The sequence below is a fragment of the Rhodoferax sp. GW822-FHT04A08 genome, from assembly GCF_058801025.1.
In genome coordinates, this window is the sequence record NZ_JBXAMW010000002.1 from 1 (window position 1) to 22,580 (window position 22,580).

At 60.6% G+C, this 22,580-nt stretch carries 19 protein-coding genes; 8 read left to right on the forward strand and 11 right to left on the reverse strand.

Annotated elements, in window-relative coordinates; all coding sequences use genetic code 11:
* Positions 1–47: 47 nt before the first annotated feature.
* Positions 48–1,061: an adenosine deaminase gene (gene add / locus AC1RMF_RS04585; RefSeq protein WP_493139955.1), complete on the forward strand. Its 1,014-nt coding sequence runs from the start codon at positions 48–50 to the stop codon at positions 1,059–1,061.
* Between the two features lie 10 nt (positions 1,062–1,071).
* Here add and AC1RMF_RS04590 read toward each other — a convergent pair whose 3' ends face one another.
* The 4 genes from AC1RMF_RS04590 to AC1RMF_RS04605 all read right to left on the reverse strand — a co-directional run bounded on the left by AC1RMF_RS04590 (position 1,072) and on the right by AC1RMF_RS04605 (position 5,484).
* Complete coding sequence (locus AC1RMF_RS04590; RefSeq protein ID WP_493139957.1) at positions 1,072–2,502, reverse strand: GGDEF domain-containing protein; 1,431 nt, start codon at positions 2,500–2,502, stop codon at positions 1,072–1,074.
* A 95-nt stretch (positions 2,503–2,597) separates the two neighbouring features.
* Positions 2,598–3,527 carry a DMT family transporter gene (locus tag AC1RMF_RS04595; protein WP_342616389.1) on the reverse strand — a complete coding sequence of 310 codons (930 nt, stop codon included), beginning with the start codon at positions 3,525–3,527 and terminating at the stop codon, positions 2,598–2,600.
* Positions 3,524–4,282, reverse strand: a complete 759-nt coding sequence (locus tag AC1RMF_RS04600) for a 2OG-Fe dioxygenase family protein (protein ID WP_493139960.1) — start codon at positions 4,280–4,282, stop codon at positions 3,524–3,526. Before AC1RMF_RS04600 ends, AC1RMF_RS04595 begins: the two co-directional genes overlap by 4 nt.
* Complete coding sequence (locus AC1RMF_RS04605) at positions 4,279–5,484, reverse strand: argininosuccinate synthase-related protein (protein WP_493139962.1); 1,206 nt, start codon at positions 5,482–5,484, stop codon at positions 4,279–4,281. Before AC1RMF_RS04605 ends, AC1RMF_RS04600 begins: the two co-directional genes overlap by 4 nt.
* 233 nt (positions 5,485–5,717) lie before the next feature.
* Here AC1RMF_RS04605 and AC1RMF_RS04610 point away from each other — a divergent pair, with 233 nt between their 5' ends.
* The gene (locus AC1RMF_RS04610; RefSeq protein WP_493139964.1) at positions 5,718–6,644 is read left to right on the forward strand and encodes a LysR family transcriptional regulator; all 927 of its coding nucleotides are present in this window, start codon (positions 5,718–5,720) and stop codon (positions 6,642–6,644) included.
* A gap of 242 nt (positions 6,645–6,886) precedes the next feature.
* Positions 6,887–9,211: a sensor domain-containing protein gene (locus AC1RMF_RS04615; protein WP_493139966.1), complete on the forward strand. Its 2,325-nt coding sequence runs from the start codon at positions 6,887–6,889 to the stop codon at positions 9,209–9,211.
* A 10-nt stretch (positions 9,212–9,221) separates the two neighbouring features.
* Here the strand turns inward: AC1RMF_RS04615 and AC1RMF_RS04620 are convergent, their stop codons facing one another.
* Complete coding sequence (locus AC1RMF_RS04620; protein ID WP_493139968.1) at positions 9,222–10,298, reverse strand: PLP-dependent cysteine synthase family protein; 1,077 nt, start codon at positions 10,296–10,298, stop codon at positions 9,222–9,224.
* A 137-nt stretch (positions 10,299–10,435) separates the two neighbouring features.
* Between AC1RMF_RS04620 and AC1RMF_RS04625 the strand changes: the two genes are divergently transcribed.
* The 5 genes from AC1RMF_RS04625 (at position 10,436) to AC1RMF_RS04645 (ending at position 13,906) form a co-directional block, all read left to right on the forward strand.
* Positions 10,436–10,675 (forward strand): DUF3820 family protein, encoded by a 240-nt coding sequence (locus AC1RMF_RS04625; protein ID WP_493139970.1) that lies wholly within the window; start codon positions 10,436–10,438, stop codon positions 10,673–10,675.
* Between the two features lie 110 nt (positions 10,676–10,785).
* On the forward strand, positions 10,786–11,328 hold the full coding sequence (locus tag AC1RMF_RS04630; protein WP_493139972.1) for an iron transporter: 543 nt from the start codon (positions 10,786–10,788) through the stop codon (positions 11,326–11,328).
* A gap of 17 nt (positions 11,329–11,345) precedes the next feature.
* Positions 11,346–11,696 carry a cupredoxin domain-containing protein gene (locus AC1RMF_RS04635; RefSeq protein WP_493139974.1) on the forward strand — a complete coding sequence of 117 codons (351 nt, stop codon included), beginning with the start codon at positions 11,346–11,348 and terminating at the stop codon, positions 11,694–11,696.
* Between the two features lie 27 nt (positions 11,697–11,723).
* Complete coding sequence (locus AC1RMF_RS04640; RefSeq protein ID WP_493140777.1) at positions 11,724–12,524, forward strand: FTR1 family iron permease; 801 nt, start codon at positions 11,724–11,726, stop codon at positions 12,522–12,524.
* Positions 12,503–13,906, forward strand: coding sequence for a 4Fe-4S binding protein (locus AC1RMF_RS04645; RefSeq protein WP_493139976.1), 1,404 nt, complete (start codon positions 12,503–12,505; stop codon positions 13,904–13,906). The genes AC1RMF_RS04640 and AC1RMF_RS04645 overlap by 22 nt, the downstream gene beginning before the upstream one ends.
* A 24-nt stretch (positions 13,907–13,930) precedes the next feature.
* On the opposite strand, the gene AC1RMF_RS04650 is transcribed toward AC1RMF_RS04645, so the two are convergent.
* The 6 genes from AC1RMF_RS04650 to AC1RMF_RS04675 form a co-directional block, all read right to left on the reverse strand.
* A complete protein-coding gene (locus AC1RMF_RS04650; protein ID WP_342616380.1) occupies positions 13,931–15,190 on the reverse strand; it encodes a putative Na+/H+ antiporter in 1,260 nt (419 codons plus the stop codon).
* Positions 15,191–15,250: 60 nt separating this feature from the next.
* Entirely contained in the window at positions 15,251–16,435 is a 1,185-nt protein-coding gene (locus AC1RMF_RS04655) for a DUF1501 domain-containing protein (protein WP_493139978.1), read from the reverse strand.
* A gap of 29 nt (positions 16,436–16,464) precedes the next feature.
* On the reverse strand, positions 16,465–18,033 hold the full coding sequence (locus AC1RMF_RS04660) for a DUF1800 domain-containing protein (protein WP_493139980.1): 1,569 nt from the start codon (positions 18,031–18,033) through the stop codon (positions 16,465–16,467).
* Between the two features lie 184 nt (positions 18,034–18,217).
* A complete protein-coding gene (locus AC1RMF_RS04665; RefSeq protein ID WP_493139982.1) occupies positions 18,218–19,399 on the reverse strand; it encodes an AI-2E family transporter in 1,182 nt (393 codons plus the stop codon).
* Positions 19,400–19,521: 122 nt separating this feature from the next.
* Complete coding sequence (locus AC1RMF_RS04670; protein ID WP_342616376.1) at positions 19,522–20,826, reverse strand: ABC transporter ATP-binding protein; 1,305 nt, start codon at positions 20,824–20,826, stop codon at positions 19,522–19,524.
* Positions 20,827–20,835: 9 nt separating this feature from the next.
* Positions 20,836–22,566 carry an ABC transporter permease gene (locus AC1RMF_RS04675; protein ID WP_342616375.1) on the reverse strand — a complete coding sequence of 577 codons (1,731 nt, stop codon included), beginning with the start codon at positions 22,564–22,566 and terminating at the stop codon, positions 20,836–20,838.
* Positions 22,567–22,580: the final 14 nt, after the last annotated feature.

Genomic DNA, 22,580 nt, shown 5'->3' on the forward strand with positions numbered 1-22,580 from the left:
ACTACAACCGCGAGACCCAACGCCCGGTTGATTCCCAAAGGCCTTCCATGAATACATCTGTCCAGAACGCTAAAGCAAGTCGACTGAAATCACTTCCCAAAGCCGAGGTGCATCTCCATTTGGAGGGCAGTTTTGGGGCCGGTTTGATCGCCCAGTGGGCCAGGCTGGAAGGCGTCAGCTTGCCCCGGCCGCAGGAGGACCTCTTCAAGTTTTCGGGCCTTGCCGATTTTCTGGGCTTTCTGGATTTGGCCTGCGGCCTGGCTTGCACCACCGATCGACTGGTGGAATTGAGCTATGGCCTGAGTCAACGGCTGGCCGACAACGGGACGGGCTATGCCGATGTGATCTTCAACCCCACGCACTGGCATGCCTGGCACGGCCGACTGGGCGCCATGCTGGAGGCGATCGATGCCGGCTTTACGCAGGCCGAGCAGGACGGTCTGCCCAGCGTGGGACTGTGTGTCAGCCTGCTGCGCACACAGTCAGCCGACGCCGCCATCGAACTGGTTGACATGCTGACCACCATGCGTCACCCGAGAGTGGTCGCCTTGTCGGTAGATGGCAATGAGGCCGCCGCAGGTCGCACCGGTCCACGCTTTGCCGATGCCTTCCGCAGGGCGACAAACGCCGGTTTGCGCCGCACAGTCCACGCCGGCGAGTCCAGTGGACCCGAAGGGGTCTGGGACGCGGTGGAGCTGCTGGGCGCAGACAGGATTGACCACGGCGTCAGAGCCATAGAAGACCCGGCACTGGTCCGCATGCTGGCCGACCGGCAGATCCCCCTGGGGATCTGCCCCACGTCGAATCTGGTTCTGCGCGTATATCCGTCCATGCAGGAGCATCCCATCGAAAGGCTGCGAGCTGCGGGTGTGCCTGTCTCAGTCAATACCGATGACCCCGCCTTGCTGGACGCCAGTCTGGTGGGGGAATATGCCTTGTGCCAACGGACTTTTGGCTGGAACGATGACGTCACCAGGTCGGTCGCGCACACCTCCATAGAAGCCAGCTTTGCCAACGAAGATACCAAGGCGAAGCTGCTCGGTGCATTGGCCACCTGGTAGCAATCACGGGCTACAGTTCCTCGGCGAAATCCACACGGTTTCGACCACGGCGCTTGGCGCTGTACAAGGCGTCATCGGCCGCAACGAGCAGGCGCTCCGCTGTCATTTCCGCGTGGCGTGCAAATGCGGCCACGCCTGCGCTGATGCTGACGCTAGGCGCAGTCGGCGAGCCGGCATGCGCAATGTTCAAGTTGGCTACGGCAATCCTGATCGAGTCCGCGACCTGGATGGCTCCATGCAAGTCCGTTCCGGGCAACACCACCGCGAACTCCTCACCGCCGTATCGGGCCACCATATCGGCGGGCCGATTGGTGCACTTCTGGAGTGCCGTCGCGACAACCTTCAGACATTCATCGCCACGCGGGTGGCCGTACCGATCGTTGTACAGCTTGAAATGGTCCACGTCGATCAGGACCAAGGCCAGCACGTCCCTTTGCCGCTTTGCCAGAGTGATCTGAACATCCAGATATTCGTCCAGATAGCGGCGGTTGGACAAGCCGGTCAGCCCATCGTGGCGGGACAGCGTGGCAAGCGCCTGGTTTGCCGTTCCCAGCTCCATGGAAAGCTGTACCAGCCGGGCGTACTGCCTGCCATGCTCTATCAGCAGCACGATCAAAAGAAGACTCGCTGCCAGCAGGCCGTACATGCGTCCCACATACCAACCCAGGTCATAGCGACCGGTGTTCAACAGAGCCCCCAGCGCAATGTCACACAACCAGACGCACAGGACGACCAACAGCCATACATCGAGCACGGAGTGCGGCTTCTTGCGCCAAAGTGCCACCAGCGCAGTTGCACTCAACAGCCAGACGGCCAACAGAAACCCGTGCCCCAGGGGAGTTGTCTGGTTGCCATCCAGAAACGTCGGGATAAGCCCATTTCCTCGCAGCGCAAACAGCGTGAACCCCGTTACAAGGGCAAGTACCAGGAACACTGTGGCAACCACACGGACGGTTGCTGCACGGGTCGTCTGGGTTTCGGGTGGTCCGCCCGTGCCATCGTCGCGCCTGGTATTGGCATAGGCAATGACAAACAGGGGAAAGCCACCGTGCCAGAACATGTACATGGCAGACGATGTTTGCGGCCCGGCGCCGGTCACCTGTGGCGACCAGAACAGATTGGGAAAGCTCAGCGCGTAGGCCAGCGTAATCAAACAGGAGAACACATAACCGCCTGCCAGCACCAACAGGGCGGGTGCCCGCAGTACGCCGTACTGACTGAATAGCAGCGCCGCAGTAATCAGGTCACAGAGAACCAGCGCCGCCACGTATGCCGGGAGGAAGGCGGAGAACTCTTCCAAGGGACTCTTGGCAAACGGTGCTGCACACAGAAGAACCAGGGCTGAAAACAGGATGGCGCACAGCGCAAGTCGGTACTCCCTCCGTCCGGCGGGCTCGGTCGAAAGCAACACCCAATGCTCGTTTGGCAGGTTTTGTAGCATCGTTTTCCCCAACGGCGGCTTGCGCTGCTCTGAAAACTATTTTTTTATGCCTCCAATCTACGAGTGTCCTGCATATTCCATGTGTTGTCTCATTTTTATTTGCGCGGCGCCCGCAACACGGCACCGGTACCGGCAAGTATGAGTCCGCATCCGATCCAGGCCCAGCCAGAGAGCATCTCCCCGAAAAATATCCAGGCGAACAGGGCACCAAATATCGGTTCACTGCCCATTAAGAAAACGACCTTGGTGGGTGAAGACCTGGCAGCGGCATAGTTCTGTGCAAAGAATGCAAACACCGTGCAAAACAGAACCAAAAATCCCATGAGGAACCAGAAATCCAGATTGCCGGGGATGGTGTCGGCAAGCCCTTGCCCATCCGTAGACAGCAATGCAAACAGGGCACCCAGAAACACAATCCAGGCCTGCATGGCGGTGAGCTGCAGGGCAGAGACCGGGTGCCATTGCGTCATCTTGCGTGTCAGGGTCATCATGAGCGCGCGCAGAAGGGCTGCGGCCAGCATCAGCCAGTCACCCTTGCTCCTTAGGGGCTCCATGAGCGCAGAGGGGCTCAGTAGCAGAACGCCTGCCAGGCAGGCTGCCACGGCCGCCAATACCACCTGGCTTGGTGGGCGTCCAAGAAGGGCCCATTCCACCAGAGGGGTCAGCGCAACGCATAGGCTGATGAGAAACGCCGCGTTGGTGGCCGAGGTGAGCGTAACCCCGACCGTCTCGCACACAAATATGCACAACAGCAACAAGCCCAACGTGGCACCAACCGTCAGGCTTTTGCGCACGTTCTGCCGTCCCAGCATGGACAGCAAGGACGGTGTCAGCACTATCGCCGTCAGGCTGAAACGCAGCACCAGGTAATGCAGCACCGTCACCTGCAGGGTCACCTGCTTGGCCACCGCGTAGCTGCCGCCCCACACCGCCGCGACTGCCAGCAACATGAGTTCGGGCAGATATCGGGTGTATGACGCAGCCGTAGTTGCGGCATTTGCCAACCCTGCAGGTGAGCCCTTCATGCAGACTCCCGCCGGGTGAAGGCGACAACCAGCACGTCCCGATAAGCGGGCATGCCGTCAATCTTGGGGGAAATGGCGGTGACGGCGTGCATCGTGCTCTCGTCATTGGCGATGAAGGTATGCATGGGCTCCGTGAGCGTCGCGCTGTCCAGCAGGCGTCTGCGGACATCCGTGATCATGCTCTCGCCACCCACCACGTTCTGCCGGCGCACCATCATCGAGACGATGTAGTGCACCCCGTCACGGTGCAAGCCCTCAGGCGTAGGTTGTCCAAGCTCTCCACTGCGCGCCAGGATCCGGTAGGGGTGCAAACGGATGTTCCAGGGGGTCGGATGTCCTTGCGCGGCATCGACAATGCGCACCAGGGTCCACAGGATTCCCCGCAGGACGGGGTGCGCCACAAAGCCTTGCTCCAATGGATCAAAGTAGCGCGGTATGCCGCCATTGAGCGCATTCACATAGCTCGGCTGCTCATAGGGCCCGTGCGGAAGTTGCAGCAGCGAGCCGTCCGACTGCGTATTGAACTGCCCGTAACGCCGCAGACGATAGCGCCCACCGTCGCCCATGTGCCGGTCCAATGTCAGCCGGTTCCAATAATCCGCAAAGTCATGCCAGCTGGAGTCGTACACACCTGCAGCCTCGGCAACGTCCGAGCCAGCCAGCACAGCATAGTCCTTGGAGGCCAGGAGCCGCGAGGCGCGCGCCCATAGCGGCGGGCTTGTTACTTGGCGCGTCGGGGAGAGTACGGCGTTCATGCTGCCACCTCCATGGCCTCGGGGATCTGCAGGCTGTTGCTGCCGCGAATCTTGGCAATCGACTTCTCCCACGCATCGCGGTCCGTCAGGTAGAGCGGCACGTCAGCCACGATGGAGCACACGTCGGCAGCACCGCCGCGCAGTTGAAAGCCGACAGTCCCGCTGACCTGCTGGGCTGTGCAGTCGATGAACTGCTCTGCCGATTCGCGCAGCTTGCCATACCACCGGCCTTCAATGGCCTCGCGTACCCAGAGCTGCTCCTGGCTGGCTTTCTCACGCAGCACCTCATATTCAAGGCAGGCCGTCTCCAGATGCCTGTAGGCATCCATCAGAATGGTTGCCGCCGGGGCCTCCCGCACTTCAAGCACCTTCTCACCCTGGTCCAGGTGTTCAAGCCCACTGTACCGGCCAATGCCGAACGAACCCACGTGGTAGTTGAGCTGCTCAACAAGCTCCATGGTCGGCATGCGTTTGCCGTTGACCGCCACCGGCCTGCCGCCTTCAAAACGGATCTGCACGCTGGCTCCAAACTTGCTCTGCGTCGCAGCGGTCCACTGGTACAGAGAGTCCGGCACCCAGAAGGCCTCCGGGTTGTCCAGTGAGCCCGATTCGTACTCGCGCACCCACAGATTGGCGTCACCACTGATGCCGCGTGCCTGAAAGCGTGTGAGCCCTGCTGCCGCCAATCCGGCGATCTTCTCTTCACGGCTGAGGGCAGAAAATTCATAGGGCGTCCCGTACCAACCACCAAATCCCAATTGCGAGATGGCACCGTTGAGGCGGCGCAGGCTGTTCTGCGATTGATTGGCGGTATGGATGACGGCGTCGCAGCCAAGCCTCTTTGCCGTCCGCACTGCGGAGGCCGCAATCAGCGGACGGGTGAGCGAAGAACTGATCGGGTAGATGCCCAGGTATTTGGCTTGCGCGCGGATGGCAGGAATGACACCCACGTTGACGAACTCTTCCCTCGCATCCACGACTTCCAGGTCGGCGCCGAAGTGGTCGGCGATGGACTTCAGGTCGCTCTGGTCCACGCCATCCCCGACATCCACCGCCATTGCAGTAACCTTGCAGTTGCGTCGGGCCAATTCCTTCAAGGCATAACTGCTGTCCAGGCCACCGCTGAAAAGCGTCAGGATATGGCGTGAATGACTGGCCACAACGTCCATATCTGCAAAGCTGCGAATCCGTTTAGAGATCATGTTTCCTCCGGTTTGAAAGTGAGATCGGGACGGACTGATCTTCTGGTCGGAAGAGTGTTTGCAAAATCCCACATGGCGGAACAGCTGATATGCCCCCTCGGAACCAATTTCCGATTGACTGCTTGACGATTTACCGGTATCGCCCTGCCCGGTACAAGGTCTCATGCCGCAGCGATCCTCTTCCTTCACAGGTATATTGACAACAGGTGTCGCTGGAAAGGGAGTGTTTCCCAATGGGAAAGAATGAATTCTTGGATGTGTTGACCGAAATGGTCACCTTCGTTCGCGTGGCGGAGTCGGGCAGCTTTTCGGCCGCCGCGCGCTTTCTTCACATCACGCCGTCAGCGGTGAGCAAACAGGTCACCCGACTGGAAAGAGTGTTGGGGGCCCAACTGATTCGGCGCACCACCCGCCAGTTGCAACTCACCGATGTGGGCATGGAGGCCTTCCACAAATGCAGCGAACTGGTGGAGGCCGCGCAAGGCGCCATGCAGGTAACGGCCAAGTTCATGGAGCGACCGCAAGGCATGGTTCGCCTCACTGCGCCCAAGGCTTTTGCAAAGCACATCCTGCATCCTGCGATCCTGGATTTCCTGGACAAGTATCCCGAAGTGGACGTGCAGCTCATCGTCACCGACAAGCTGGTCGACCCTATTCAGGAAGGTGTCGATCTGGTGGTCCAGCTGACCAAGGTGCCGCCGTTGAATCTGGCTTCGCGGCCGCTGATGGAGGTTGAGCACATCCTGTGCGCTTCGCCCAAGTTTCTCAAGAACAACCACCCCATCAAGAACCCCAAAGACCTGGTGGGAATCAACTGCCTCTACCTGGGAGAGCGCGACCGGGACAACTGGTGGCGATTCAAGAAGGGCAACGAAGTTGAGGACGTCGTCGTCAAGGGGCGCTATGTCGCCAACCACAGCGAAATGCGCCTGGAAGCTGTCCTGCGGGGCGTGGGTGTTGGATGCGTTCCCGACTTCGTGGCCCGAAGTGCGCTGCGATCAGGGGCCGTGCAGCGCATCCTTCCAGAATGGGAGCTGGAGGCAAACTACCACGGCACCGCGCACATCCTGTATCCGCCCAATCGCTTCCTGGCGCCCAAATGCCGCGTGCTGATTGACTTCCTGGTGGAGCACGTTGCCGCACGCATAAAGGCGGCCTGAGGATCTGCGCGCCGACGCCCCGCTTGCACCGAACTGGACACGGATAGCCGCATTCCGCGGCTGGCACAAGACTGTTGCCGCCCAGGCACAAAACGATTGTTGATCCTCCTTCACAATTTGAATCAATGCGAATGGGGGCGTCTTAGGAAATCAATACTGCTATTGCACCTTAGATGGAGGTTATCAATGCATATTGAGAAGTTCGGCGGATCGACTCGGCAGATCACTCACGAGGTGGTCAAATGACCACGACCATACTGACGGGCACGTTTCTTCTGGGCTTGGTTCTTGCGATCTATTCGGTCCTGAGAAGACAGGCCAACGACAGTGAAGACCATCTGTCAGGCATTGCCAACAACGTGCCTGCCCTGATTGCCTACGTCAACGCACAGCAGCATTACGAATACGTCAACGACCTGTACAAGAAATACTTTGCCCCCTGCATGAAAGACATACGGGGGCACAGCGTGCAACAGGTCTTGGGGCAGGACCGCTATGCCACGATATCAAAACAGATTGAAAGTGCGCTGAAAGGTCAGTTGCAGCATTACGACTGGATGCCGTTTCCAGACACCTGGCTTGCCATTCAGTACGTTCCCCGGTTGGGCAATCGTGACGAGGTGATCGGGTATTACGTAGTGGGTAGCGATATATCCGAGCGCAAACGCACCGAAGATCAGATTCAGGAGCTCAACGCGGAGCTGGAGCGACGCATTCGGTTGCAGGAAAGTGTGAGCCGCGCGCTCACAACGCTCAGTGCAGGGAACCGCGCACTGCTCAGGGCCACGGACGAACAATCCCTGTTGGACAGCATGTGCCAGGCCATCGTCAAGGTAGGTGGCTATGCCATGGCCATCGTGTGCTACACCAATGACGACAAGGACAAGACCCTGCGCACCATGGCGGAGTGTGGTCACTCGGCGGGCATGGAGGCGCTGCGCGCCATCAAGAACAGTTGGGCAGACAACGAGTATGGGCGCGGTCCCATGGCACGGGCCATTCGCACGGAAAAGGTATGTGTCATTCAGAACCTGCATGCGGATCCCAACTATTCCGCTTGGCGCTCCGATATGGCCGACTACGCCGCTGGCATTGCCTTCCCGTTGAAGGTGCAGGGAGAAACTATAGGAGGCATCGGAATATATGCGTCCCAACCGGATGCGTTCGGACCAGATGAGGAAAAGCTGCTGACGGAACTTGCAGAGGATCTTGCCTATGGCCTCACCTCGCTGCGTGAAAGAATAGAAAAGGAGAAGATAGAAAATGCGATGCACCTTCTCACGAGCTACGACGCGCTCACCGGTCTGCCCAACAGCAATTACTTCACCGAGCTGTTGAATGGCGCCATTCATTCGTGTCATGCCAAGGGGCAGTCGTTCGCGTTGATTCAGACAAATATCGAACGGCTGTCCGAAATCAACGACGCGCTGGGCTTTCACCAGGGTGACTGTCTGCTGCGGGAATTCGCGGAGAGACTGCGCTCGGCCGCTGCAAATTCCGCAATGGTCGCCCGCTTGCGCGGCGATGAGTTTGCGGTATTGATACCTGAGTGTGACGAAAGCGCTGCCATTCTGATGGGGCAGCAACTGCAGCAGGCTTTCTCGGGTCGTTTTCTCATTGCCGACATTCCCCTGGAGTTGTCAGCCAGGATCGGCATCGCCCTGTATCCCCAGCACGGAACCAACCCGCACGACCTGTATCGCAACGTTGACATAGCGGTCCACCAAGCCAAGAAGCGTGGGATCGGCTTGTGCGTCTGCAGTCCGCCCAAGGCGCGCGACCAGTCCAGACGCCTGACGCTGGCCGGAGAACTGAGGCGCGCCATTGATGAGGGAGACTTGCGCATCTACCTGCAACCCAAGATCCATGTGGCCTCAGGTCTGGTCCGAGGGGCAGAGGCCCTGGTCCGCTGGAAGCATGCCAAGTATGGAATCATTCCGCCGGGGGAGTTCATTGATCTGGCCGAGCACACCGGGCTCATCAAACCCCTCACGGATTGGGTCATAGAAGCCGTGTTGGGCATCGCGCAGGACTGGAATGAAAGAGGTTGCGCACTACCCATTGCGGTGAACATTTCCGCCCGCAACCTGCATGACGAGGATTTTGAAAATCGACTGCACAAGCTGCTGTCAGTCAAGGATGTACCGGTCGGCCTGCTGGAGATGGAGGTAACCGAATCCGTCATCATGGAGGACGCCGAGTTTTCATTGCGTGTATTGCACGGGCTGCGCAACCAAGGCATACCGCTCTATATCGACGACTTTGGCACAGGCTACTCCTCCCTGAGCTACCTGCAAAAGATGCCAGTCGACTATTTGAAGATTGACCAATCGTTCGTACGGAATATCACTACCAGCAAGGAGTCTTCGCTGATCGTGCGTTCGACGATCGAGCTTGCACACGACATTGGCCTGATGGTCGTCGCCGAAGGCGTTGAAACCCAGGAGCACTGGGACCTTCTGGCCCAATTCAAATGCGACTATTCACAGGGCTACTTCGTCGCTCGGCCCATGCCGGTGGAAGAGTTCCAGGATTGGGTCCAGCTCTGGGACGCACGCCGCAACTGATTGCTGCCGGTCAGGCGCTCGCTTGCGACATTGCAGCACGCACCCACTGCGCCGCATCCGTGCAATCACCTATCGTTTGGGCAACCCATTGTTCGTCGTAGTAGGTGGGTAGGTAGCGTTCACCGGCGTCGCACAGCAATGAGAGTATTGACCCGGACTCACCACGCTCGCGCATTTCCAGCGCCAGGGTCAGCATGCCCATGAAGTTCGTGCCCGTGGAAGGGCCCACCTTGCGTCCCAGCAACACCGACAGCGCGCGCATGGCGGCAATGGAATAGCTGTCTTGCACCACCAGCATGCGATCCACCAGGGTTCGGATGAAGCTTGGCTCCACACGGGGGCGTCCGATACCTTCGATGCGCGAGCCCGGTCCGCAGATGGCGGCATCGCCACTTGCAAAATAATCGGAGAAAACCGAACCGGCCGGATCGGGCACCAACAGCCGTGTGGCGTGGCGACTGTAGCGGATGTAGCGTCCGATGGTGGCACTGGTTCCGCCCGTGCCCGCCGCCGCCACGATCCAGCGCGGCACCGGGTGGCGCTCCTGCTGCATCTGCTGGAACATGCTTTGCGCAATGTTGTTGTTGCCACGCCAGTCCGTTGCGCGCTCGGCGTAGGTGAACTGGTCCATGTAATGGCCCTGCCATTGGTCGGCCAGTTGCTTGGCCTGTGCATAGACCTGGGACGCCGTATCCACAAAATGGCAGCGCCCACCATAAAACTCGATCTGGGCGACTTTCTCAGGAGAGGTGCTTTTTGCCATGACGGCAATGAACGGCAGCCCCAACAGGCGTGCAAAGTAGGCTTCGCTGACGGCGGTGGAGCCGCTGGAGGCTTCGACAATGGTCGAGCCTTCACGGATCCAGCCATTGCACAGGGCGTACAAGAACAGCGAGCGTGCCAGTCGGTGCTTCAGACTGCCGGTCGGATGGGTTGATTCGTCTTTCAGATACAGGTCGATCCCGCGATTCGAAAACATGGGCAGATTCAACGGAATCAGATGCGTATCGGCGCTACGCTGGTAGTCGGCCTCAATGCGGGAGATTGCCTTGTCTGTCCAACTATTGGCACCCTGGTTAACATGCATACTGAAGTTCCTCGGGCACGGTTGAGAAGAGGGAAAGTGACTGGCGCGCATTGTAGCGAGGTCGGTCTCCCGGACTGCCTGCAATGAGGCCAAACTTCCCAACAACTGACCTCGCCCCAGCCACTGCAAAGCGCCCCATGAATCCCGAAGACCTGCAACTGCTTGTGACCCGCGAAATGCCCTACGGCAAGTACAAGGGCCGCCGCATTGCCGATCTGCCAGGCAACTACCTCACCTGGTTCGCGCGCGAAGGATTTCCCAAAGGGGAACTGGGCCGCCTGTTGGCATTGATGCACGAAATCGACCACAACGGCCTGTCTGACCTGCTGACGCCACTGCGCCATCAAGGGTCCTACGCAGAAACTGCAAGGCGCTGATACCTCCTGAAAGACAGTCTCTGGAGAGGCGTGTTTACAAAAGTAAATGAGAGTGATTCGCATTCTGTGTTAGGATTTATCCATCCTCACCACCCACCGATGTCTTCACCATGAAACCACGTATTGCTCATTCCGCGCTCCTTGGCCTGGCACTGCTCTCTTCGCTCGCGCAGGCGGCAGAAACCCCGATCGGCAAGCACCAGATCGTGAGCGGCCTTGAAATCGGCGCCGTCTATCTGCAGCCGGTGAAGATGGAGCCGGACGGCATGATGAAGAAGGTTGAAGAATCTGACATCCATCTGGAAGCGGATATCCACGCAGTCAAGAACAACCCCAACGGCTTCGCCCAGGGCGACTGGATGCCGTATTTGATGGTCAAGTTCGAACTCAGCAAGACGGGAAGCAACTTCAAGCTCTCCGGCGACCTGATGCCTATGGTGGCCAGCGACGGACCGCACTATGGTGACAACGTCAAGCTCGATGGTCCTGGCAAGTACAAGCTCAAGCTCACCATCATGCCGCCATCGGACAACCCGCATGCGCACTTTGGCCGTCACGTCGACAAGGAAACCGGTGTGGGTCCGTGGTTCAAGGCGTTCGATCTGAACTACGACTTCACCTACGCCGGAACCGGCAAAAAAGGCGGCTACTGAGCCTTGGGAGATCTACCGTGGCCCAGGGATTCCGACACTTCGCAGCAGGCCTTCTGGCTTGCCTGACGCTGGCAGCGGCCCCCGCCGCTATGGCCGCCGAGGACCTGCCGAGCTTTCGGCTGGAATGCAACAACGGTGTGTTCAAGCCGCAAAAACTGGTGGTTCCTGCGGGCAAGAAATTCAGGATCGACATCTACAACACGGGCACGGAAGCCATCGAGTTTGAAAGCGTGCAACTGCGCAAGGAGAAGGCCCTGAACCCCGGCGGCAACTCTTTTGTCGTGGTCTACCCGTTGGACCCGGGCGAATACAAATTCTTCGACGACTTCCACATCCAGCAGGGCCAAGGCAACCTGGTTGCCAAATAGCCGGAGTCACAAAACGCGATGCACAACCTGGCCCAGATCTTCTTTGTGATGTGGCGCGAAAGCGTCGAAGCCATGCTGGTGGTGGGAATCCTGCACGCATGGCTTTCCCGCAACCCGGAGGGACGAAGAGGCGTGCGGTTCCTGTGGCTGGGCGTTCTGGCGGGGCTGTGTGGCGCCTTGTTGCTGGGCCTTGGCATCGAAGCCCTCAATGCAGTTTTGTCCGATGAGGGGCAGGAATATTTTCAATCAGCGCTGCAATTGGCTGCGGCCGGCCTGATCGTGCAAATGGTCTTCTGGATGCGCCGCCACGCGCGCAGCCTCAGGCGCGATATGGAGCAGTCACTGGAGCTCAACGCCCGCCAGAAAAACTGGTGGGGCGTGGGCGCACTGGCTGCCATCGCCGTTGCGCGCGAGGGAAGTGAGACCGTGGTGTTCCTGAGCAGTCTGGCCAACGGCAGCAGTCTGGCTTCACCCGCCTTCTGGATCGCCCTGAGCTTGGGCGTGCTGGTTGCGGCGGTCACGTTCTACGCACTGCAGCTGGGAGGGAAGCTGATTTCCTGGCGCGCCTTCTTCCGGGTAACCGAGGCCATGCTGCTGTTGCTGGCCTGTGCCCTGCTCGTCAGCGGCGTGGAGCGACTGATTGGCATACAGACCCTGCCAGCCTTGATCAACCAGCTGTGGGATAGCTCCGCACTGCTGGACGATGGCAGCGTCGTGGGCAGCGTGGTGTCCGCGTTCACCGGTTACCGTGCGCGTCCGTCACTGATGATCGTTCTGGTGTTCTGCGCCTATTGGTTGGGGGTCCGATGGAATTCGCGACGGCGCTGAGGCGGGCCCCACGCAGGCCCCTGGTGGCCGGCCTGGGCGAGTGGCTCAAACGCCATGGCAAGCTGATTCGAGCCACCCAGTGGGTTGTGGTGGTGTGCTACGCCATACTGATTCTGGTTCCGGCGCTGCTGCCGCTCCCCGACGAAACCGCACACGTCTTCACCCACCTCACCGTCTTTGCACAATTCGTCTTCTGGGGCATCTGGTGGCCTTTTGTGCTGGTGAGCATGGTTCTGGTGGGACGCACCTGGTGCGGTGTTCTCTGCCCCGAAGGCGCGCTGACTGAATGGGCCAGCAGCAAAGGCCTGAACCGTGCCATCCCGCGCTGGATGCGTTGGGGCGGCTGGCCTTTCGTGGCCTTCGTCGGCACCACCGTCTACGGACAAATGGTCAGTGTCTACCAATACCCCAAGGCGGTGTTGCTCGTACTGGGTGGCTCCACGCTGGCAGCCATCGCAGTGGGCTATGTCTATGGCCGTGAAAAACGCGTCTGGTGCAAATACCTGTGCCCGGTGAATGGGGTGTTCGGTCTGCTGAGCAAGCTCGCGCCGCTGCACTACCGGGTCGATGCCGACGCTTGGCGACAGTCCTATGGCCCCACCATCCGCATTCAGCCCATCAACTGCGCCCCCTTGGTGGCCATACGCAAGCTCGAAGGCGCCAGCGACTGCCACATGTGCGGTCGCTGCAGCGGTCACCGTGACGCCATCGCCCTCACACTGCGCTCGCCCAACCATGAAGTGGTGAACCTGGGCGGTCATCTGGCGAACGGTTGGCAGACGCTGCTGATCCTCGTAGGGTTGTTGGGCATCGCCCTGGGCGCGTTCCAATGGACCATCAATCCGCATCTGGGCGAAGCCAAGCAGTGGTTGGCCGACTGGCTGATCGAGCGCGACATCATGTGGCCGTTTGCCGAAAACGCGCCCTGGTGGCTGCTGACGCACTACCCCGAACAACGCGACGTCTTTTCCTGGCTGGACGGGGGCCTGTTGCTGAGCTACCTGATGGGCATGGGTGTGGTCATGGGCGTCGGCCTGGCCCTGCCTCTGGCGTGGACCACGCGACTGCTCGGTCCCTGGCAAAAGCAACGCTTCTACCACCTCAGCCAGGCACTCATTCCGGTTGCCGGTGTGGGCGTGTTCCTGGGACTCTCGGCTTTGACCGTCAGCCTGTTGAAGGCCGAGGGCATTTCCCTGCACTGGGTCAATGACGCACGGCTGCTGCTGCTGACGGTTGCCAACCTGTGGTCACTGTCCCTGTTTGCCGGCATCGTGCGACGCTATGCTGCCACCCGCACTGTGACGGCACTTGGCGTACTTGCCGCGACCCCGGCCCTTGCGCTGATTGACTACGCCTGGGCGCTCACCTTCTGGATCTGGTGAGCGGCATCCCTGCCACGGAGCATCTCAGAAGAACCGGAACGCAACAGCTGCCACCAGTGTGGGAGGCAGCGCCGCCAGCAGCAAAGAGCCTGGGCTTACCACACCGTCTTCAAAGTGTTCGCGCAGAATGGCAATGCCGGCCGGGTTGGGCGCATTGGCAATGATGGTCAGGCCGCCACCGGTCACGGCACCGGCCACCAACGCGTATTTGAAACTCTCGCTTAAGCCCTCCACGAGGGAACCCAGATAAGTAAGCGCGGCATTGTCGGTAAAGGCGGTGAGCGCCATGGCGCCCACAAAGACCACGTCGCTGCTCATGCGCATCAACACCGGTTGCAGCCACCATTGCTGCTGTCCGCCCAGCACCACCAGACCGGCCAGGAAGAACGCCACCAGCAGACCTTCCTTGAGGATGAGCTTGTCTTGGTGGCGCTCATAAGCGTGCGCAATGCCCAGAAAGAACAGGAACAGCCCCATGAAGATGGCCGGGTGGTGGGCAAAGACCACCACGCCTACCAGAAACAGCAAATGCACCAGCACCAGCCGCAGAGGAACGGCTTCTCCCGCTTCCGACTCCAGCGGCAACGGCAGCGCCTGCAGTTCCCGGCGGAACCACACCGACAGCACCGTGGCATTGATCACCACGGCGGCCGCGGCCTTCCAGCCGAAGTGGGAGGCCATGAAGGTTGTGTCCCAGCCCCAGGCAGAAGCCACCATCAACACAGGCGGCGCGGCAAAGGAGGTCAGCGTGCCTCCAATGGATACATTCACCAGCAGCACCCCCAGAGTGGCGTAGCGCAATTGCAAAGACAGCCCGCAGGCAAAGAAGCGCTGCCCCAGAATGAGCGCCGCCAGCGTCATGGCCGCCGGCTCGGTGATGAACGAGCCCAGCAACGGCACACACACCATCACCACCAAAAAATAGCCCAGGCTACCGCCCAGAGGGACTGCCTGCGCAATGCGCAACACCAGCGCCATCGCCGTCTGCAAAATGGGGCGGGTGGCGGCAATCACCATCACCACGAAGACAAACAGGGGCTCGGTGTAGTTGCGCGTGTCGATGTACTGCACCGCAGCTTCCTGCCCCTCCATGGCGAACATCACCAGGGCCAGCACCAGGGCCCAGAAGCCGAACACCACTTCCACCTCGCCCAGCAGATGCCACAGCCCGGCATGGCGCGGCTGCAGATGCGCCAGGCGTTCAAAGTATTTGGTGGAGAAGGTGTGCACGATGGCCAGGGCAAACAAAATGCCGCAGACCAGTTGAAACGATGTGTAAGTCAAAAAACCTCCGGACGCGCGTGGGCACCAATGCCCCCATTCTGCCGTGCCTTTCCGCCCACCTCAGAGCAGACCCAGGTCCTTAGTCTTCACACCCGCAAAAACGCTGTCCACCTGAGCGGGCCCGAGCGCGTACTGGCGCGCAAACAGTCCGCCCAGCACGGCACGGTATTCGTTGAGCACCGGAAAGTCCCGGTCCTGAAACAGCGTGGCCTTCTCCACGGCCACCTGCTCGCCCGCCACACGCCCACCGCGCACACTGCCCCCCATGACCCACATCACGCTGCCGTGGCCATGGTCGGTGCCCCGGTTGCCGTTTTGCCGGAAGGTGCGGCCAAACTCGCTCATGACCACCACGGTGGTGTTCTTCCAGGCGCTGCCCAGCTCTTGCGGCAAGGCAGCAAGGCCCTTGCCCAATTCGTCAAAGCGGCTGGCCAGGTAGCCGGTGGCCGCGCCTTGCCCCACATGTGTGTCCCATCCGCCCACATCCACAAAGCAGATGTTGTAGCTGTCCTTCATGAGCTTGCCGATGCGCCGCGCCTCCAGCTCGAAGCCCTTGGCCGTGATGGAGTTGCGGCTGGCGGCGTCCATCTCGGCCGCCATCTCGCGCATGACCTCGTTGCGCACCGCAAAGCCCTCCTGCACCGGGCCTGCCAGTGCCGTGCCGCGGTACATGGAGGCAATGATGTCGCTCTGGCGCGCATCCACCGAAGGCTTGGCCAGCGACTTGAGCGCGGTGTTGGGTACCTTGGCCGCACCCAGGAAGATGCTGGGCAACTGGTCGGTGAAGGCCATGGGGGCGCTGCCGCTCACCGCCGAGGCCAGGCGGTTCAAAAAGCCGGAGCCGAAGTCGCGCCGCCCCTCCAGCGGCTGGCCGAGTTCGATGCTGTCCTGCGTCTCAAAATGGCTGCGGCTCACATCATCGGTTCCCGAGAACGGCACAAAGGCCAGCTCACCACTCTGGTACAGCGGATAGAGGCTGTCACGCAGGGCCGGGTGCAGCCCCCAGTCGGCGGTCAGCGGCAGTGCCGAAGCCAGGTCCGACGATGGTTTGGCCAGCGCAATATCGGGCCGCACGGCGTAGTAGTAACTGCTGGAAATGGGCACCAGCAAGCTGGCCGCGTCATACCCCCCGCGCAGAAACACGAACAGAAAGCGCCCAGCATTGCCAGGCGCCGCATGCAAGGTGGCACTGCCCCAGGCCAGGGGCAACGCAAGGGAAGAGGCAACAAAGTGACGGCGCAACATAGGCAGACTCCGGTGGCGTCGGTCCGTACCTAGCGGTACATCATCTCCGGCGAAGACAGCAAAAAGGTATTCCACTCCTGGGGCGATGTGGCCTGGTCCAGCGCCTTGGCCGTGGCGGGCTGCAAGGTCTTGGCAATGGCCTGGAAGTACAAGGCGTTGGAGAGTTGCGGGAACGCCGCGCGCTCCTGCGCCTGCGGGCCATCGGTCTTGAACAGGCCGGCACTGCCCGAGCCAATGGCCTTGGCAATCTCGAAGCGTGTAGCCATCTGGCCCGGGCTGTCCCAGGCGTGGCTGGTCAGCGGATAGCCATCGGGCGTGACCCGGCCATACAGCGGCTCGCCCATGCGGTTGAGCCAGTTGAAGATGGGGTTCACATTCAGAATGGCCTTCTGGTCATACGCCAGCCGCACAGCCGACACCACGTAGCGCATGGGGTCCTTGAACTTGGGCGCCGCCCGGGCAAACTCCGGCGCCGTGAACAGCACCTGCAGTGTGGCCGCAATATCGCCCTTGCTCTGATCAAAGGCCTTGGCCATGCGGTTGACCAGCGCAGCGGGCGGTTCATCCGCCAGCCAGTACACCGCCAGCTTGCGGCTGATGAAGCGGGCTGTGGACGGGTGCAGAGCCAGCCGGTCCAACGCCTCGTTCAACTCTGCCAGCCCCTTGCTCTTGATAGGCTGACCCAGCAACACTTTGTCGCCAAAGTCATGGCGCGCCGGGTTGAATTCAAACAGCCCACGGCGCACGTAGTACCCCTGCAGTTCCTTCTTCAGTCCGGGGTTGGTAGTGCTTTGGTTGACACCGTTTCCAGTCAGCACGCGGGCCAGTTCCTGCACGTCGTGCTGGCTGTAGCCGCCGTCCACACCCAAGGTGTGCAACTCCATCAGCTCGCGTGCATAGTTCTCATTGATATGCCCGGCGGCATTCTGGTCGTTGTCCAGATAGCGCAGCATGGCCGGGTGTGTGGCCACGGCGCCCAGCAGCTCGCGAAAGCTGCCCAGCGCATGGGCACGGATGGCGTTTTCCTCGTAGTCACCCAGCAGGACGCGCAAGTTACTCTTGTACTGGTGCACGCTGAAGTGGTTCATCCAGAACCAGGTCATCTGCTCCTGAATCTGGTTGGGCGAGTACAGCGCACGCAGCACATGGCGCGTAGCCACTTCCCGTTGCAGCCGGTTGAGTTCCTGCTGGTAGGCCTGCTGCGCCGTCTTCTTGGCGTCGTCCACCGCCACGGCGTCCGTATCCTTGCGCATCTGCTCCATCTGTTGCACCAGCTCCAGCACCGGCGTCTTGCTGATGGTCATGCTGTCGATCTGTGCCTGCAGTTCAGGAGCCAGTCTGGATGCCGATGGATGCAGCTGACGGGCCAGGTACTGGTCTGCACCTTCGGCGCTGTACTGCTCCACCGCGCTGGTGCTGGCGCCCCAGGTCAGGCGGTTTACCGGCAGATACGGATTGGTGTTGCTTGCCTGTGCACGGGAAGAATCGGTCACCGGGGTGGCGCAGCCTGCCAGCAACATGGCGCAACACAGCAAGGCCCATGTGAGCGGGCTGCTGCGTATCCAGTGGGGTCGTGAAATAACCACGGCGTTGGGCATCCGTTCACCATACACCCATATTGTGTATTTCGTGTTTCTGGACATGCCCGTCCAGGCTTTTTGGGTGGGGCGGGTTTGTACGCCGCACGCAGTTGCGTTGTCGAGCATTCAAGGCATCCCATACCGGCCCATGCGATGCCATAGCGCAGGATCCGAGGAGGCCCTGAAGCGATTGAGAAACTGCTCAATCTCCCAGCAATTCTCCAATCGGTTTGAGGTCGTCCACGCGGTCGCAGACGGCCTTTATCGTGGTGAGTATGGGTACACCCAGAAATAGTCCCCAGACACCCCATAGCCAGCCGAAGGCAAGCACGCCGATGAAAACCGTTACCGCATTCATCCGGCTGGTGCGGCTGGTAAGCCACGGTGTGAGCAGGTTACCCGACAGCGTATGCAGCACCATCGACACGCTCGCTATGGCCAGTGCCATATGAAAGCTGCCAAATTGAACGAAACCGACCAGTGACGCCCCCCCTGTGACCACCAAGGAACCGATATAGGGCACCAGATTGGCCAGTGCTGCGCCCACACCCCAAACCGCTGCATGGTCCAGCCCCATGAGTCCGAACAAAACCCAGGTGGCCAGTCCCACCACCACGCTGGTAAAGGCCTGCGCTAGAAGGTAACGCTGGACCTGGGCGGTGATCTCGTCCAGTGCCTGCACCGTGATGCGCTTTTGCGCAAAGGTGGGTCCGGCAATGCGAACCATCTTTCGGCGAAAGGTGTTGCCCGATGCAAGCAGGAAGAAAGCAATGAACACCACGACCATCGCCTCACCGATAGATGCCGCCAGACCCAGCGTTCCGACCCATAGATAGTCCTTGATGTCGAACTGTGTGCGTTCAATGCGTACCCGCGTGACACCCCGCACGGTGGCGGGTTCGGCGGCACCGCCTTCCTGAGCGGCTCTCTCGATTTCCGATGCTGCGCGCTGTACCTTGTGGATTGTTGTTTCGCTGGCGCCGCGCTGGTCGCGCAGCGCTTGCCGAACTTTTTGCGCCGCTTCCGGCAGAGACTCTATCAACGCGGCAGCGTCGTCACTGACTGACCATGCGGTCCAACCGACAGCACCAAACAGGCTGACGATAAGCAGCGCAGCGCCAATCGCGCGAGGCAATCGCCAGCGCTCCAAACGGTCAACCAAAGGACTGAGTGCGTAACTGATCATGAGGCCCAAGAGCACAGGTATCACCACCGCCTGGGCCCAGCGAAGTGCGAACAGGGAGCCGAGGAATGCCAGCAACGCCAACGATACGCTGCGCACGTCGACCGGCATATACAAAAGAACCCGCTGGGGTTCCGGCGGAGGCACCGAGAGCGGCTCCGGCAAAGGATCGTTGGGCGGAGTAACAGGGGCGAAAGACATCGGCCAGCGTAGCACGGCGAGCCAGCACGTTCTGTGCGCCATCGCACAACGAAGTGCCAGCTAACAGTGTGGGCTGCGATGACTGGGAAACCCTTGCACGCCAGCCACCATGTACCCCGAAGTCAATGCTCCGCTTCCGGCTCCGGCAACTGGATCATGCCGGTGTTGTAGTTGTAGCTATACACCTCGCCATGGCGACCCCACTCGATGGCCACCTTGAGCACGCGTTCGGCCTCCTCGCTGTCCATGCTCTCGCGCAGCAGATCCAGGAAGTGCTCTTCCTTGAGCTCGCCCACCGGGTCCTGCTGCAGGCTATGGCGTATGTGCGCCGCCAGCGGAACACGCTTGAGCAACTGCTGCGCAAACAACACCTGGCGCTGGTCGTGCTGGGATGCCACATAGCTCTTGCCCAGTTCGGTCACGGACAGGTCGCCGCTTTCCAGCACGGCAAACTCCAGCAGAGCCAGCGCTTCTGCCGCCGGCAACAGGTCCTCGTCGGTCAGCTCGGTCTCTTCGCCCAGTTGCGGCAGGTCGGCGCGGCCCAGGAACGGCTCGTCCATCAGCTTTTCCAGCACACCTTCCACCAGGCCGATGTCGGCATCGGGCAGGCGTGCGTCCAGGCGCATGGGCTCCACCTCACCGGTGGCCTTGCCGGCACGTACACGACCGGCTGTCATCACCGCATAGATCTCATCCACCAGCATGCGCACTTCTTCGCTGTCGGCATCGCGTGGCCGCGGCAGATCGACGCGCATCTCGTAGCGCACCCGGCCCGGGTCGCTGGCGAATATCAGCACGCGGTCGGCCATCATGATGGCTTCCTGGATGTTGTGCGAGACCACCAGAATCGCCTTGGTGGAAATCTCCTCCTGCTCCCACAGCTCCAGGATGTCGTCGCGCAAGCGCTCACCGGTCAGCACGTCCAGCGCGGAAAACGCCTCATCCATCAACAGCACGTCGGGGTTGACCACCAGCGCGCGCGCGATGCCCACACGCTGACGCATGCCGCCCGACAACTCACGCGGCAAAGCGCCCTCGAAGCCGGACAGGCCGATCAGGTCAATCACCTTCTGTGCCCGCGCATCGCGTTCAGCCGCAGGCACACCCTGTGCCTCCAGACCAATTTCCACGTTCTGCTGAACCGTCAGCCAGGGAAACAGGGCAAACGACTGGAACACCATGCTGATGCCGCGCGCCGGGCCGTACAACGGTTGACCGCGGTACAGCACATCGCCACGGTCAGCCATGACCAGCCCGGCCATGATGCGCAACAGGGTGGACTTGCCGGAGCCGGACTGCCCCAGCAGGGCCACGATCTCGCGCTCACGCAACGTAAAGTCCACGTTATCTAGAACCGTGCGTGGCGCGCCGTCGGCGGAGCTGAAGGATTTGCCGACCCCCTTGAGGTCTACGATGGTGGGGTTCACAAGCGCTCCTTAGAAATGCATGCGGTCTTCGGCCATGCGGTAGAGCCGGCGCCAGACAAAGTGGTTGAGCGACATCACGTACACACACATCACACCGATACCCAGTGCGATGCGCGGAAAGTCACCAGCGGAAGTCATCTCAGCGATATAGCTGCCGATGCCATGGGCCTGCACCGTGGTGTCGCCCCAGGTCACGTATTCCGACACGATGCTGGCATTCCACGAGCCGCCACTGGCCGTGATGGCGCCGGTCACAAAACTGGGAAACACTGCAGGCAGCAGGTAACGCCGCCAGCGCAACGAGCCCTTGAGCCCGATGTTGCGTGCCGCAAAGCGCAGCTCGGTGGGGATGGTGGAGGCGCCGGCAATCACGTTGAACAGCAGATACCACTGGGTGCCGAAGATCATCAGCGGCGACAGCCAGATGTCGGGTGTGAGGTGGAAATGCACTATGCCCAGCACGAACACCGGAAACATCAGATTCGCCGGAAAGGCAGCGAGGAACTGCGCCAGCGCCTGCACCCGCGCCGCAATGGCCGGGTTCATGCCAATCCATATGCCGATGGGCACCCAGACCAGTGCGGCCAGGCCGATCAGCAGCATGACCCGCAGCAGCGTGTAGAAGCCTAGCAAGAACACATGGCCCACCTCGCCCCAGCCCACCTCGGCGTGGATGAACTCCGCCAGGCGCCAGCTCGCAAAAAGAATCAATGCCGCCAGCACCGCATCCCATACCCGCACCAGGGTGGGTGAAGGTTCCGACACGCGGGATTTGATGGAGGTACCGTCATGATGGCGGCGAAACAGGGCAAAGCTCTTTTGCAGCAGCACGGCCATGCCATCGCCAATGGTCTGCAGCCGCTCGGTGCGGCGCAGCCATGTCAGCAGCCACGATGTCTGGTTCTGGGCGCCGCCAATCTCTTCGAAGCGGAACTTGTCGGCCCATGCCAGCAAGGGGCGGAAAAACAGCTGGTCATACAGCAGCACGCCGATCAGCATGGCGCCCACGGCCAGACCGATGGCGCCCAGATCCTTGGCCTCGATGGCCATTGCGATATAGGAGCCTATGCCCGGCAGCTTGATGTTCTGGTTGGAGACCGAGATGGCCTCGGAGGCGACCACGAAGAACCAGCCACCCGACATGGACATCATCATGTTCCACAGCAGCGAGGGCATGGCAAACGGCATGTCCAGGTGCCAGAAGCGCTGCCAGCCCGACAGCTGAAACACCTTGGAGGCCTCGACCAGTTCCGAAGGAATGGTGCGAAACGACTGGTACAGGCTGAACGCCATGTTCCAGGCCTGCGAGGTGAAGATGGCAAAGATGGCGGCGCATTCCACGCCAAACAGGCTGCCGGGGAAGAGCGCAATGAAGCCGGTCACCGTGATGGACAGAAAGCCCAGAATCGGTATGGACTGCAGGATGTCCAGCATGGGCACCAGAAACTTCTCGGCAGCGCGGTACTTGGCTGCCAGCACCGCAAACACCACACTGAACACCAGCGACGCCGCCAACGCCATGAACATGCGCAAGGTGGTGCGCAACAAGTAGTAAGGAAGGTAGGTGAAATCCAGCGAGATGGGCAGTTCCACACCCACCTGGTAAGGCGTTACCATCTGCCGCGCACCAAACGCCATGACAACGATGATGGCCAGAACCAAAGGTAACAATGCCCAATCCCATCGATTGCCTCCGGCCTCAACCACCTGTCGGGGAAAGAATGTCTTCTGGTTCAGCATGCGCAGTGGTTTCT